This window comes from Pseudomonas sp. NY15364, from assembly GCF_048068235.1.
In the GTDB taxonomy this organism is placed as follows: domain Bacteria; phylum Pseudomonadota; class Gammaproteobacteria; order Pseudomonadales; family Pseudomonadaceae; genus Aquipseudomonas; species Aquipseudomonas mendocina_D.
The window spans coordinates 90,205-103,948 of record NZ_JBLUPX010000004.1; the positions used below are offsets into that span (position 1 = coordinate 90,205).

10 protein-coding genes and 1 pseudogene are annotated in these 13,744 nt (G+C 62.5%); 3 read left to right on the forward strand and 8 right to left on the reverse strand.

From position 1 onward, the window contains the following. Positions 1 to 13: 13 nt before the first annotated feature. Positions 14 to 1,549: an AhpA/YtjB family protein gene (locus tag ACNFCJ_RS05165; protein ID WP_416770179.1), complete on the reverse strand. Its 1,536-nt coding sequence runs from the start codon at positions 1,547 to 1,549 to the stop codon at positions 14 to 16. 174 nt (positions 1,550 to 1,723) lie between these two features. Between ACNFCJ_RS05165 and serB the strand changes: the two genes are divergently transcribed. Then, positions 1,724 to 2,938 (forward strand): phosphoserine phosphatase SerB, encoded by a 1,215-nt coding sequence (gene serB, locus ACNFCJ_RS05170; protein ID WP_013713838.1) that lies wholly within the window; start codon positions 1,724 to 1,726, stop codon positions 2,936 to 2,938. Positions 2,939 to 3,073: 135 nt separating this feature from the next. Here the strand turns inward: serB and ACNFCJ_RS05175 are convergent. The 6 genes and pseudogenes from ACNFCJ_RS05175 to ACNFCJ_RS05200 form a co-directional block, all read right to left on the reverse strand. Beyond that, positions 3,074 to 3,223 (reverse strand): annotated as a pseudogene (locus ACNFCJ_RS05175) (IS5/IS1182 family transposase); the annotation flags it as partial. 63 nt (positions 3,224 to 3,286) lie between these two features. Further along, positions 3,287 to 5,356, reverse strand: coding sequence for an EAL domain-containing protein (locus ACNFCJ_RS05180; protein ID WP_416770180.1), 2,070 nt, complete (start codon positions 5,354 to 5,356; stop codon positions 3,287 to 3,289). Positions 5,357 to 5,418: 62 nt separating this feature from the next. Continuing rightward, a complete protein-coding gene (locus tag ACNFCJ_RS05185; RefSeq protein ID WP_416770182.1) occupies positions 5,419 to 7,221 on the reverse strand; it encodes a molecular chaperone in 1,803 nt (600 codons plus the stop codon). A 167-nt stretch (positions 7,222 to 7,388) separates the two neighbouring features. Continuing rightward, positions 7,389 to 8,249 (reverse strand): archaetidylserine decarboxylase, encoded by an 861-nt coding sequence (gene asd, locus ACNFCJ_RS05190; RefSeq protein WP_143505567.1) that lies wholly within the window; start codon positions 8,247 to 8,249, stop codon positions 7,389 to 7,391. A gap of 69 nt (positions 8,250 to 8,318) precedes the next feature. Further along, positions 8,319 to 9,134 (reverse strand): rhodanese-like domain-containing protein, encoded by an 816-nt coding sequence (locus ACNFCJ_RS05195; protein WP_416770183.1) that lies wholly within the window; start codon positions 9,132 to 9,134, stop codon positions 8,319 to 8,321. Between the two features lie 50 nt (positions 9,135 to 9,184). Beyond that, positions 9,185 to 10,708, reverse strand: a complete 1,524-nt coding sequence (locus ACNFCJ_RS05200) for an HDOD domain-containing protein (RefSeq protein ID WP_416770185.1) — start codon at positions 10,706 to 10,708, stop codon at positions 9,185 to 9,187. A 120-nt stretch (positions 10,709 to 10,828) separates the two neighbouring features. Between ACNFCJ_RS05200 and motA the strand changes: the two genes are divergently transcribed. Both motA and motB read left to right on the forward strand, forming a co-directional pair. Beyond that, positions 10,829 to 11,680, forward strand: coding sequence for a flagellar motor stator protein MotA (motA, locus tag ACNFCJ_RS05205; protein WP_416770187.1), 852 nt, complete (start codon positions 10,829 to 10,831; stop codon positions 11,678 to 11,680). Positions 11,681 to 11,683: 3 nt separating this feature from the next. Then, positions 11,684 to 12,688 (forward strand): flagellar motor protein MotB, encoded by a 1,005-nt coding sequence (motB, locus tag ACNFCJ_RS05210; protein WP_416770189.1) that lies wholly within the window; start codon positions 11,684 to 11,686, stop codon positions 12,686 to 12,688. On the opposite strand, the gene rsgA is transcribed toward motB, so the two are convergent. Continuing rightward, positions 12,682 to 13,713 carry a small ribosomal subunit biogenesis GTPase RsgA gene (gene rsgA / locus ACNFCJ_RS05215; protein WP_106732507.1) on the reverse strand — a complete coding sequence of 344 codons (1,032 nt, stop codon included), beginning with the start codon at positions 13,711 to 13,713 and terminating at the stop codon, positions 12,682 to 12,684. The genes motB and rsgA overlap by 7 nt on opposite strands. Between the last annotated feature and the right edge of the window lie 31 nt (positions 13,714 to 13,744).

Sequence of the window (13,744 nt, forward strand, 5' to 3'; positions counted from 1 at the left end):
GTGACGCCGGGCGTCATTGCGCGCGGCTGTCGCGCATGCGCGTCAGCTGCCGCTCCAGCAGTGCCGGATAAGGATCGAGCAGGCGCTCCACGCAGCTGGCCCCTTCCGGGCTGGCAATTGGGCGGATGCGGGCGCGCTGGCGGGCCAGGGCATCCTGCGCGACGCGTTGCTCGACCAGCAGCAGGTTGCGGCTGTGTTGCGACAAGGCCAGGGCGTCCAGGGCGCTGTCGCTGAGCAGCAGGTCGGCCTGGCCCAGTTCTTCCAGATCACGGCCCAAGGTCAGCCCCAGCTGTAGTTGCAAGGTGATGCCGCTGTCGGCGACCTCGATCTGCAGGGCATGGCCCAGGGCGCGCATCAGCTCGCCACAGCAGATCGCGTGGGTCAGGTAGTCTTCGCCGCATTCGCGCTCATGGAACAGCATCAGGCTGCTGCCGTCCTTGAGGGTATGCAGTTGCCCCTGGTAGAGCGCGGCAGCTTGTTCCAGGCAACCCCGATAGCGATCCAGCAGGTCCAGTAGTCGCGTACGCGGCAGGCGGCGAAGCAGCTCCTGAGCACCGAGCTGAATGGCCAGCACGGCGCTGGCTTGCGAGGGGCGCGGAGCCTTGGCGACCGGCGCAGGCGCTTCGGAGTCGTCACGCAGGTCAGCGAAGGGATCATCCGGCTCTATGGCGTCGGGCCAGGGCTTGAGCTGCTCGTCATCGCCATCCTCAGCGCTGATGTGCGTTTCATCGAAGGCATGCTCGGCCTCGATCTCCTCCCGCTCGTCGAAGCGCTCGTCGTCGTCTTCTTCGGGCAGATAGTCCTCGCTGTCATCGAGCAGCTGTTCGTCATCCAGCTCCTGTTCGGGCTCCGGTTTTTCCGGTACCAGGCGCGCCTGCAGTTGACGCGCCAGATCACCGATCTCGTCGTTGCGCCCCGCCCCCGGTGCAGGGTCGTCCGGGTCACGCAGCCACAGGCGCATTTGCAGCAAGGGCGTGGAAATGTAACGGCCCAGGCGCATGCTCAGCGACAGGGTCAGGGCCAGCAGGATCAGGCTGAGAATGCCCATGCTCTGCAGGCTGATGGTCATTGGCTGCTGGAACTGGCTCATATCCAGGCTAATGCGCAACTGTCCGGCCATCACCTCCTGGAACGTGATGGGGGTGGTGTACAGGCCCTCGGTTTCGCCCAGAACGCTGCGCGTCGGGCGCGAGCCAGCTTCGGCGAGGATGCGGTTATCCACGCTGTAGATGGCCGCATGGGCAACCAGCGGGTTCTTCGCCAGGTTGTTCAATAGTACGTTGAGGCTGAGGATGTCGTTGGACACCAGCAGCTCGGTGGACGACGCCGCTGTCTGGGTGATCAACGCCTGACCCAGTGCATCGGCCTGCTGCTGCATGGCCTGCTTGAACTGCATGCCCATGACCCAGGCATAGATGACCATTGCCAGGGCTACCAGCAGCACGCTGTGGCTAGCAATACGCAGCACCAGAGGCACCCGCCGCTGACGCAGCGCGTGGAAGATCAGGATGAAGAAATTATCGGGTTTGACGGGCGCAGGCCGGTTCACAGAGCACGGCTCTTGTCGACTGAAGTTGCCGCGCAGTATAGCGAGCGGTCTGGGGCGGGCAAAGCGCATGGCTGCCCGGATCGACGGGAAACTGGGTAGAATGTGCGCCTTTTCGTCGGTCGGTGGCCAATTCGCCGCTTGCCTGCCTCAATCGTTTGCCTTGGAGGGTGCGTCTTGCGCGAAATCGTCCTGATCAATATCACCGGCGAAGATCGCCCCGGACTCACCGCTGCCATCACCGGGGTGCTGGCTCAAGGCGGGGTGAACATCCTCGATATCGGTCAGGCGGTGATCCACGACACCCTGTCGTTCGGCATCCTTATCGAAATTCCTGACAACGGCCGCTCCCAGTCGGTGCTCAAGGACTTGCTGTTCACTGCCTACGAGCTCGACCAACAGGTGCGTTTCACTCCGGTTTCCGAAGACGACTACCGTCAGTGGGTTGGTGGCCAGGGCAAGGCGCGCCATATCGTGACTCTGCTGACGCGCAAGGTCAGCGCCGAGCAGTTGCAGCGGGTCAGTGCGATCACCGCCAAGTACGGCCTGAACATCGATCATATCGACCGTCTTTCCGGGCGTATGCCGCTGGACATGCCGGCCGAGCAGGGCAAGGGATGCATCGAGTTTTCCGTGCGTGGTGAGCCGGCCGATCCCGTTGCCCTGCGCGCCGAATTCCTCAGCGTGGCGCAGGAACTCAACGTCGACATCGCCTTCCAGCGCGACTCGGTGTTCCGTCGCAATCGTCGCCTCGCCGTGTTCGACATGGACTCGACGCTGATCGAGGCCGAGGTCATCGACGAGTTGGCCAAGGCTGCCGGCGTGGGTGAGCAGGTGGCCGAAATCACCGAGCGCGCCATGCGCGGCGAGCTGGATTTTCGCGCCAGCTTCAAGGAGCGCCTGGGCTTGCTGCAGGGGCTGTCGGAGGACGTGCTGGAGGAGATCGGCGCGTCCCTGCGCCTGACCGAGGGTGCCGAGGTGTTGTTCGCCGAACTCAAACGCCTGGGCTACAAGACTGCGATTCTCTCCGGCGGCTTCACTTACTTCGCCAAACAACTGCAGGCCAAGCTGGGCATCGACTACGTGTTCGCCAACGAACTGCAGATCGAGAACGGCAAGGTCACCGGTGTGGCCGTCGAGCCCATTGTCGACGCACAGCGCAAAGCGGATCTGTTGCGTGAGCTGGCGCAGAAGGAAGGTTTGCAGCTGGAGCAGACCATCGCTGTCGGCGATGGTGCCAATGACCTGCCGATGCTCGGCCTGGCCGGTCTCGGCGTGGCTTTCCGCGCCAAGCCGCTGGTCAAGCAATCGGCCAAGCAGGCGATCTCCACCCTTGGGCTGGACGGCATTCTTTATCTGCTCGGCTTTCGCGACCGTGAGGGGCAAGAATAAGCCCCAGTGTTGCGTCGGATATGAAAAAGCCGCCTGAGCCAGAGCGTGTGAAAACGCACTGACGCCAGAAAAATCCAACGCCCCGACTGGTTCGGGGCGTTGGTGTTTTTGATGCTTGGAAATGGAAAGCGGGATTTACCCCAACAGTTCGATCAACCGACGGGCACCCATCACATTGATGGCACGCTTCAGGTTGTAGGCGTTGACCGCCAGGGCCATTTACGTCCGAGCGCCCTGCAGTTGTCGGAGCAGGAAGCGACCATTACCCAAAATCCATTGCTTCAGCTTGCTCTCAGACTGCTAGGTTTTCACACAGTCTGGAGCAGGCGGCTTTTTCGTCGGCGGGATTTATTCGTCGCCAGCCGAGAAGTCGTAGTCCATCGACTGACTCGGGCCTTGCAGGTAGTAGCCCTGAATGAAGTTGACCCCGGCCTGCCACAGCGTCGCCAGTACGCTGGCACTTTCGACGAAGGGCACGATGGTCAGCTTGGCCTGGGCATGCAAGCTGCTGAGTAGGGTTTTCAGCGCTTCCTGGTTCTCTGCATTGCTCAGGTCCTGGGAGAAGGAACCGTCGACTTTGACGAAGTCCACTTGCAGGTGCTTGAGCGTGTTGAACGGGTTCAGGGCGCAGCCGAACTGGCTCAGGGCGACCTTGCAGTGCAGCTCCGCCAGGCCCTGGGTCAGCACCTTGGCCTGTTTCAGGTAGGTAATGGCATCGGGCTCGCTGAACTGGAACACCAGCGAGTCCGACGGCAGGCGAGCGGCCTTGAGTGCCACGCTGAGCCAGGGCAGCAGCGTTTGATCCTGCAGGCTGGCGCTGGACAGGTGCACGAACAGACGGGTGTTATGGCCTTTGGAGCGGTGGTCGGCCAGCAGCTTGATCGAGTTGAGGATCACCCAGCGGTCGATCTTCTCGCCCAGGCCCGCGTCCTTGGCCGCGGCGAGGAACTGCGCCGGCGGCACTTCTTCACCCTGTGGGTTGAGCAGGCGCAGCAGCACTTCGTAATGTTCGTGGGCGTCGCCACGCAGGCTAATGATTGGCTGGAACAGCAGCCGGAAGCTGTTGTTCTCCAGTGCTTGCTGCACCATCGCCAGCAGGTTGCCGCGGTTGGCGGCTGCGGCCAACTCATCGGCCGGGTTGAACAGCTTGATGGCGTTGCCGTCGCTGAGCTCGTCGGCGCAGCGGTGCGCGCGATCGATGACTTCCTGTGCCTTGGCGGTTTTCTCACTGAGCCCCGCCACGCCGATTGAAAGCGTGGTCTGTACGGTGCGGCCGCTGACGTCGAACAGGTGGCCTTCGACCTTCTTCAGCAGGGCCGCCAGGCTGGCCTGGCACTGCTCGGGCGTCTGGCCCGGCAGTAGGGCGGCGAACACGTCGTCACCGAAGCGGGCCAGCTGCGTCTCCATCGGGAAATGCGCGCGCAGCAGGCCGGCCAGGTCGGTCAGCAGCATGTCGATGCCGGCCAGGCCGATTTCGCCCTGCATGCCGGCGTAGCGGTCGACCCGGATATACGCCAGGGTCGAGGGCTGACCGCTGTTGATGGCGCGTTCGGCGGCGTTGTCCATCAGCTCGAGGAAGTGGTTGCGGTTGAATAGGCCAGTGACTAGGTCCTGGCTGCTGATCTCACGCAGTTTCTCTTCCAGTTCGGCATTGGACGTTTGCGCGCGGATCACCACCTGAATGCACGGCTCGCCATCATAGGTGGCGGGGGAAAAGGTCATTTGCGCGGCGAAGCTGCTGCCATCGGCGCGCACGCCCTGGCAGTTGAGCTCGGCGTGGCCTTCAGCGCTCTGGTAGTTCTTCAGGAAGTCCTTGAACGCCCCGTGATCGGCACTGGCGATCAAGTCGATCATCGGCATGCCTTCGAGCTCATCACCGTCCTCGTAGCTGAACAGCTCGAGATAGGCACGGTTGGCATAGATGTGCATGCCGTCGTGGACATAGGTGATGGCGTCGACCGAGCTTTCCAGTAGCAGCTGGCAGCGTTTCTCGGCTTCGCGTAATGCCACTTCGGCGGCACGACGGGCGCGGCGCTCTTCGAGATTGGCCAGCTCGCGCTTGGCGACCAGCACCAGGCGTTCATCCTCGCCTTGCGGCAGGGCGTCTTGTGCGCCGAACAGCAGGGCTTCGGTAATGATCTCGGAGTCATTCTCCTCGACCAGTTGGATGACCGGGATGTCCTTGGCCTGGCGGCGAATGGCGGTTATCGCCTCGCTGGGTTCTAAGTGCTCGCTACTGGGGGCGCAGATCAGCAAGTCCCAAGTCTGTTGCAGGCTTTCAGCAAGGTCGTCGCTGGAGGTCAGGCGATGCGCGCGCGTGGCGTGCCCTGCGTTGCGGAACAGACTGACCAGGCGCTCTGCTTCGTTCTGCGAGTCTTCGAGAATCAGCAGGCGGATGGTTTTTTTATCGATGGCCATAGAGGAGTCATTACCGCGCCGAACGGGCGCGAAAAAGCGACAAATGGTGAGTTCGCCGGAGCCTACAGCGACTTCCAGAGCGAGTCAAAATCTTCCTCCCCAGCAGGCTTCTGGCTTTGCGAGGCTGTGACCGGTGTCCCGGCTGAGGCTTCTTCCACGCCCACTTGGTGATACTCGAACTGGCTGACGCTGCCGGTGCTGACTTGCTTGCGCGTCAGTACCGCGCGGTGCTCTTCGCCGTGGTCGTTGATCAGTACCTTGCTGCCTTCCTGGAAGGGCAGGCGCGGTGTGATCAGGCTGGCAGGGCGGGAAATGGCGCTGATTTCCGGCAGCAGCAATGCGCGCAGGTACTGGCTGTTCTGCTCGCCTTTGCGCAGCAGTTGCAGACCGCACGGGCGCGCGTACGGTGCGATCAGCTCGATGCCCATCTGCATGCCGCCGCCGCGGACCTGACGAATCCAGCGCACGATGGCGACGCTCCAGCCCTGGCTGGGGCTGTCCTGCACACCCAGGATCTCGCCGGCCTGTAGCTGGCTGGGAACGTCCTTGGGCCAGGACAGGCAATAGCCCCCGGGGCTTTGATTGACGACGGGCAGAGGGAAGGTCGGATAGTTTTCGCCGTTGCTCTCAGGCTGCGTCTGTTCACCTGGGGTGACCTTGGTGTACTGAATCTCTTCGAAATGGATTTCGTCAGCGGCGGTGCGCTGGGCGTCGAAGGCGCCCGACCAGACGTCAGGCTCGCCGGTAACCGGCTTGAACACCGCTGCGCCGATCTCCACGGGACGCTTGAGCACTTCGCCGAACGAGCGGCGGCCGGAGAGGAAGAAATGCAGCGCAGTCATGCCGATGCACAGAGTCAGGCTGCCTTGGCCTGGTGTTCGCTGGAAGGTGCGTTCAGCGATGTCGCCCCAGGCTGCGGCAACGTGCTGCAGCAGGTCGAGGCTGATGCCCTCCGGAATCATCAGGCGCGATTTGCTGCGCTCTTCTTCCGGCAGATCGAGGTACTCCTTGATGGCGTCGACCAGTGGCTGGGTATCGATACCCAACAGGTTGTGCAGCTCGCTGCTCTGATACAGCGACTTGTAGCGCGGCGGGCCGTCGATCTGCGGCGCCAGCACGAACAGGCTGTCTGGATCATCGCCGGCCTGCAGCTTGACTAGCTTGCTCCAGGGCTCCAGCGCTTCTGCCAGGCGTGCGATGCCGTTCTGGCGCATCTGGTTGGTACGCGCGCAGCCCAGCAGTAGTGCGGTCACGTAGGTCTGCTCGGTGCTCAGGCCCGGAGTATGGCGTGCCAACGGGTCACGAATGACCTGGCGCTGCAGGCGCTGCTCGCAGGCAATCTGATAGAGCTGGTGCAGCTCCAGCCAGAGCCCTTCGGGCACCGGGCAGTAAAGCTGACTGGCACGAATCAGCGGGCTACACAGGCTGTGGCTGGCACGCTGCAGGGAGACGGCGAGCAGTTGGTCGCGATCCTTGCCGCTACGGGTGATCACGCGGGAAATGATCAGCTTGTAGCCAACGGCCAGGTGGTTCTGTAACGCCTGGCACAGGTTGGCCACCTTGCGCGGGCGTTCGTCGAGCACGATGGCCTGGTTGAGAAAGTGGCGTTCCAGGTGTTGGCAGACGAAGCTGACTTCCGGGCGTAGCAACTCCAGCAACTGCAGACGGTTTTCCGAGGGAGTGAGGAATTGATTGAGTTCAACCAGGCTCTGATACAGCTGGCGTGCAGTTTCACCGATGTTCGCCTTGGGCAGGCCAGCGATCCAACGTTTGAGATCGCGGGGGCTGCCGTCGCAGAAGCTGAGGCTCTGCTTGCTCGGCGTGGGAACGCGCAATAGCTGAAGGTGGGTACTCTGTTTATCCATCAAACTCGGAGGCTCCGGCCACGCACTAGCAAGCGGCTCTAGTAATAGTCTTTCGAACTCTAGCAGTATCTGCCTGGGCTGGCAGCCCGTCTGTGTGGACGGTCTACCTCGCCAGAGTACGGATCTATAACCGAACGGTCGAGATACGGGTGCTTTGTCTCTGCAGCTCAGTCCTGAGTTGTGCCCATCAGTTGGCCCATGCGCACCGCGCTGCCCGCGTCCAGCTCTTGCGCCCATTGCACCTGATTCGGGCCGAACAGGACGATGGCCGTGGAGCCCAGCTTGAAACGGCCCATTTCGGCGCCCTTGGCGAGCTCGATTGGCCCGCGTGCTTGCGCGTCATAGCGTGTGCTCTTGAGCTCGCGCTTGGGTGGGGTGACCAGGCCGGCCCATACCGTCTCGACGCTGGCGACGATCATCGCGCCCACGAGCACTACCGCCATCGGACCGCGCTCGGTATCGAACAGGCAGACGACGCGCTCGTTACGGGCAAATAGTTCCGGCACATTTTCCGCAGTGGTCTGGTTGACCGAGAACAGGCGGCCCGGCACGTAAACCATTTCTTTCAACGTGCCGCCCAGCGGCATATGGACGCGGTGGTAGTCCTTCGGCGACAGGTAAACAGTGGCGAACTGGCCGCCCATGAAGGGCGCTGCGCGTTCTGCGTCGCCGCCAAGCAATTCGACAGCGCTGAAGCTGTGGCCCTTGGCCTGGAAGATGCGGCCGTGCTCGATGGCGCCGAGTTGGCTGATCGCGCCGTCGGCCGGGCTGAGAATCGCGCCGGGAGTTTCATCCAACGGGCGCGCGCCGTCTTTCAGGGCGCGGGTGAAGAACGCGTTGAAGTGTTCGTAAGTGCGCAGGTCTTCGACTTGCGCTTCGCTCATGTTGACCTGGTACTGCTTGGCGAACCACGAGATCAGCGGATTCTTCAGCCAGCCGATACGGCATTCGGCAACGCAGCCGATCAGGCGCGACAGCAGGTGATGAGGCAGCAGGTACTGGCTGAGGATAAAAAGACGTTGTTTCATCGTGTTTCCTTGAAGGTTCTGAACCGGCACTGGCGTGGCCAGGACGGGGATATCTGATCGTCGGCGCGCTCAGCGTTCGATGGGGGTGTCGGGCAGATTGCCCCACTCGGACCAGGAGCCTGCATAGGCCTTCACGCGTGGATAGCCGAGCGCCTTGGCCACCACATAGCTGAAGCCGGAGCGGCGGTGCGTCTGGCAGTGAGTGATCACTTCCTTGTCGGGCGTGATGCCCAGGTTTTGCAGGACATCGGCGATGTCCGTACGGATGCGCATGCCGCGTTGCGGGTCCATGCCCGCGGTCCACTCGAAATGGGTGGCGCCGGGGATATGCCCGCCACGCGCTGAACTCAGTTTTTCGCCGCGGTATTCGTCTGCGCCGCGCACGTCCCAGATGGCCAGGTCGGCAGCATCCAGGCGCGATTGCAGATAATCGCGAGTGGCGGTGGGGGCGTCGCTCAGCGTCAGTGATACCTCGGTGCGGGTCACGGCTGGTTCTTCCTGGCTCAGCTCGAGGCCATCGCCAACCCAGGCCTGCAAACCGCCGTTGAGGAAGTGGTAGCGCGAATGGCCGATCACGTCGAGCAGCCAGATGAAACGACCGGCCCAGGGGCCGCCCTCATCGTCGTAGACCACATAAGTGGCATCGGCGTGGTGGCCAATATCGGCGAACAGCGCTTCGAGTTGGGCTTGCTCGGGTAGCAGGCCGGGAGCGGGCGGTGCACCCAGTTGCGTGCGCTTGGCATCGACCCAGCGTGCGCCGGGGATATGGCCGGCTGCATAACGCGCAGCACTGCTCAGGTCGAGCAGGAATAGATCGGGGGCATCCAGGCGCTCAGCCAGTTCAGCCGGCTCGATCACCAGTGGCAAGTTGTCGAAGGCGGACATGACGGCCTCCTTGAATGAAAAGAGGTCGATTGTAGCGGAAACAGAGCGCTTCAGCGCTCGCGCCTGGAAAAGCTGCCCAGTGCGCGCTCGATGCACTGCACGGTCTTGCCGAATGCCTGCAGGCAGACGTCATTGAGTGGTTGGCCGCCCTGGTCCGCTATAACCAGCATCACCACGCGACCATTGTTGGCCACAGAGCGCAGCAGCAGATGTTCGCTGGGGAAAAGTGCCTCGAGGCTGCCGGGCAGCAAGGCAGAAAACTGCGCGATGTTGCTCGGTGTAAGGCGCAGTTGCCCGGGCGCGCTGAGCAGGCGCGTCAACACCTGGCTCTGTGCCGGGTCGAGGCTGAGGCTCGCTGCGCTTGCGTCGAGGCCGGCATGTTGCTGGCTCTGCAGGCGAGTGTGATTACGATCGGCAAGTAGCAGCAGCACGCGCTTCAGGCCGCAGGCCTGCAAGGCGTCTCGGGCGCAGGCAGTCAGCTGTGGCACGTTGGCAAAGGTGCTGGGGTCGGAGAGCAGGCGTGCGCAGTGCTGGCGCCAGGCGGCGAGGTCATCGCGTTTTTGGGGGGCAGCTACGCTCACGGCTGGTTTGAGGCGATGAGCGTCCCAGGGCCAGATCAGTGCCTGCGCCGGGTGCCACAGTGCGGGGTCGTGGATCAAGCGCGCGCTGCTCACGGCATGCTGGTGCACTTCCTGCTGCAGTTCGTTGAGGGGTATCTGCAGGTACAGCCTGGTCAGTCTTTGCCAGCGCAGGCAGTGCGCGGTATCCCAGGCCTGGTGCGCTGATACCGCCAGGCCGTTGGCCAGCAGCACGCAATTGCTCGGGTGAGTGAGCCAGTGGCGCAGGGGGATGTCGGCGTCGAGCATCTGCTGTTGATGCAGGGGATGCTCGTTATCACGGGCGATGTGCAGTGCCTTGACCAATTGACGCCGATCTCGCTCCAGCAAGCGGTAGCCGCGAACGATCCACTCGGGCAGGCGCCAGCGCTCGGCCAGTTTGACGCACAGCTGGATCAAGGTGACCCCGAGCAATTCCTTCTCGACGACGGCGGGACGCTCGCCTTTGAGCAGTACGCGCTGTTCCCACGCATCGAAGAGTTGAGGCTGGGCGCACAGCAGCGGCCAGATGGGGGAGAGAAACAGCAGGCTGCAGCCATGCAACTCATTCCACAGGCGTGCAAGGCGCGCACCGAACAGGCCGCGCGCCTGTTGGCTGGCATGCTGACTGATCAGCAGGATCTGGCGAAACGCCAGGGGGATTTCGCACTCGGGCAGCGCCGGTGCCTGATTGAGCAGTGCTTCGCAGCGGCTCAGGCCCAGTCGCGACACGGCAGTTTCGACGCTTTCGGCCGGGTCGCTGAGGCTGTTGTTCGACTGGTTTGATTCGCGCAGCACCTGCAGGGCGAAGGACGGGCTCAACTCGATCGCCTCGGCGATTTCGCGCCAGGTTTTGCGGCTGTCGGCGAGGATGTGACGCAGGCGCAAATGCTGCTGCTGCTCGATTGGCAGTGGCAGCTTGCCCAGTAGTTGCACCCAGGCGTCCAGCGTGCGTGGCAGGGACTTTGACGTCGACATATTGGCTCGAGTCGAAAGTGGCTTTTGACCATAACTGGCTATAGTCTGGCGTATAAGTTCCGATAATTAGAAGGGTTGTTTTCAATAACCCATCCACTAGGCTCTGCAAGCGTTTATTTCATGGCAAAAATCATAGGCATCATTGTCGTATTCGGCTGCGTCTTCGGCGGGTTCATGCTCTCGGGCGGGAAGCTGATGGCATTGGTCCATCCCTTCGAAGTTATGATCATTGGCGGCGCGGCGCTGGGGGCATTCCTGCAGGCCAACCCGGGCAGTATGTTCATGACCGTGTTCAAAAAGTCGCTGAGCATGTTCGACAGCCGCTTCACACATGCCTACTACCTGGAAGTGCTCAAGCTGCTGTACGAGATCCTCAACAAGAGTCGTCGCGAGGGCATGATGGCCATCGAGGCCGATGTCGAGGACCCCAACGCCAGCCCGATCTTCAGCAAGTACCCCGGAGTCCTCAAGGACGCGCGCATGACGGCGTTCATCTGTGACTACCTGCGCATCATGTCCTCCGGGAACATGGCCCCGCACGAGCTCGAAGGGTTGTTCGACATGGAGCTGGCCAGCCTCAAGGATGAAGTGGAGCACCCTGCGCACGCGGTGGCCAAGGTCGCCGACGGCATGCCGGCCATGGGTATCGTCGCCGCTGTACTGGGCATCGTGATCACCATGTCGATTCTGGCCGAGGCGGACAACGCCCAGATCGGTGAGAAGGTGGGTACGGCCCTGGTCGGTACCTTCCTCGGCATTCTCGCTTCCTACGGCTTCTTCGGCCCGCTTTCCGGCGCGCTGGAGCATGACGCCAAGGAAGAGCTGAACCTCTACGAGGCGATCAAAGCGACGCTGGTCGCTTCCGCTTCTGGCATGCCGCCGACCCTGGCTGTCGAGTTCGGACGCAAGGTGCTGTATCCCGCGCATCGCCCGAGCTTCAGCGAGCTCGAGCAGGCCATGCGCGGCAACTAAGCCATGGAAAATAACCAACCCATCATCGTCAAGCGGGTCAAGAAGACTGTGGGCGGGCACCATGGTGGCGCCTGGAAGATCGCTTTCGCCGACTTCGCGACCGCCATGATGGCGTTCTTTCTGGTGATGTGGCTGATGTCATCGGCCACGCCGGAGCAGAAACGCGCGATCTCCGGTTACTTCCAAGACCCCATCGGCTTTACCGAAAGTGCTAGCCCCTACGCCATCGACCTGGGCGGGACACCGACGCCGGCACCGGAGCGTACGCTCAATCCGGATGTTTCCGAGACGCCGGAGAGTCAGCCGGACGAGACGGGCGTCAGCACCGATCAGATCGAGACCCTGGCCGAGAAGATGGAGCAGGAGCGCCTGGAGCTGCTGTTGCAGGAATTGCAGAACAAGGTCGAGGAAAACCCCGAGCTGCAGCGTTTCACGGATCAGATCCTGTTCGAGATCGCCCAGGATGGCCTGCGCGTTCAGATCATGGATGCCGAGAACAGGCCGATGTTCGCCCTTGGCAGTGCAGAGCTGCAGCCCTACTTCGAAGACATCCTGCTGGCGATGGCCGACACCATTCGAGCGGTGCCGAACAAGATCAGCGTCAGCGGTCATACCGATGCCAAGCCGTTCATCGGTCATGGTGATTTCGGTAACTGGGAGTTGTCATCCAACCGTGCCAATGCCGCAAGGCGCACGCTCGTGGCCGGCGGGTACCCGGACGAGCAGGTGGCGCGTGTCGTCGGGTACGCTTCGTCGGCGTTGTTCGATCGTGAGGATCCGTTTAATCCCGTCAATCGGCGCATCGATATCGTCGTGCTGACCAAGAAGGCGCAGCGCGCTATCGAGGGCGAGCAGGGCGCGGGTGCAGAGCCGTCAGCACAAGAGCCGGGACCCGCCGGCAGCCCGCCAGTGCCACCCGCCGACGCGTTACCGGCCGATCAACTGCGTGAGCGGTTGAATATCTTCGAGAATGGCAACAGCCCGCTCGACCAACTGAACAATCAGTAATCGTCTTCCGGCAGGCTGGCGATGATGTGTCGGTAACTGGCCATGCGCTGTGGCTGTACGCGGCCGTCTTCCAGCGCCTGCAGCAGGGCGCAGCCGGGTTCGCGATCATGCTTGCAGTCACGAAAGCGGCAGCGCCCGAGCAGGTCGTGGAATTCGATGAAGCCCGCTTCCACGTCATCACGGCTGACATGGCCGAGGCCGAATTCGCGAATACCCGGGGAGTCGATCAATTGGCCGCCACCGGGAAAGTGGAAAAGCCGAGCGGTGGTGGTGGTGTGCGTGCCCTTGCCGGTCAGCTCCGATAGCGCGCCGACACGCGTATCGACGCCGGGCAACAGGCTGTTGACCAGCGATGATTTGCCCACGCCAGATTGGCCCACGAATACGCTGACGTTTCCGTTCAAGCGCTGTTTCAGCTGCTCCATGCCGTCGCCCTGATGGGCCGAAACCTCCAGTAGCGGATACTCAAGCTCACGATAGACCTTGAGCAGAGCGTCCAGCGCGACCTGGTTCTGCTCGTCGATCAGGTCGGCCTTGTTCAGCAGCAGCAACGGGCGAATACCCGCGTGCTCGGCGGCCACCAGATAACGGTCGATCAGGTTGGCGTGCGGCTCGGGCAGCGGTGCGAAAACGATGACGATCTGGTCGACGTTGGCCGCCACTGGCTTGAGTTGGCCGCGCATGTCGGGGCGGCACAGCTCACTGTTTCGCGGCAATTGCGCGACGATGACGCCATCACCCTGATTGCCCGGACGCCAGACCACCTGGTCGCCAGTGACCAGCGCCGGCAGGTTGGCGCGCAGGTGGCAGCGAAACACCTGGCCGGCCATTTCCCCCTGCAAGCCCTCGATTTCCACCTGCACGCCAAAGTGGGCAATTACCAGCCCGGTCTGTTCCGGGCCGAGGTCACCGCCTTCCAGTGCTTCCACTGCCTTCGATTCACGCTTGGCTGCGCGGGCCGCGCGCTCACCTTGAATCTTTTCGATCCGCCAGTTCTGGCGGCGGTTGAGTTGGCGTTTGGCCATGGAGCTTCCGGGTAGTGGAGTGTTGATCGCG

Bases quoted from the DNA above. Each gene is read 5' to 3' on its own strand.
- ACNFCJ_RS05180 (WP_416770180.1), bottom strand. From the start codon at position 5,356: ATGGCCATCGATAAAAAAACCATCCGCCTGCTGATTCTCGAAGACTCG.
- ACNFCJ_RS05185 (WP_416770182.1), bottom strand. From the start codon at position 7,221: ATGGATAAACAGAGTACCCACCTTCAGCTATTGCGCGTTCCCACGCCG.
- asd (WP_143505567.1), bottom strand. From the start codon at position 8,249: ATGAAACAACGTCTTTTTATCCTCAGCCAGTACCTGCTGCCTCATCAC.
- ACNFCJ_RS05195 (WP_416770183.1), bottom strand. From the start codon at position 9,134: ATGTCCGCCTTCGACAACTTGCCACTGGTGATCGAGCCGGCTGAACTG.
- ACNFCJ_RS05200 (WP_416770185.1), bottom strand. From the start codon at position 10,708: ATGTCGACGTCAAAGTCCCTGCCACGCACGCTGGACGCCTGGGTGCAA.
- motA (WP_416770187.1), top strand. From the start codon at position 10,829: ATGGCAAAAATCATAGGCATCATTGTCGTATTCGGCTGCGTCTTCGGC.
- motB (WP_416770189.1), top strand. From the start codon at position 11,684: ATGGAAAATAACCAACCCATCATCGTCAAGCGGGTCAAGAAGACTGTG.
- rsgA (WP_106732507.1), bottom strand. From the start codon at position 13,713: ATGGCCAAACGCCAACTCAACCGCCGCCAGAACTGGCGGATCGAAAAG.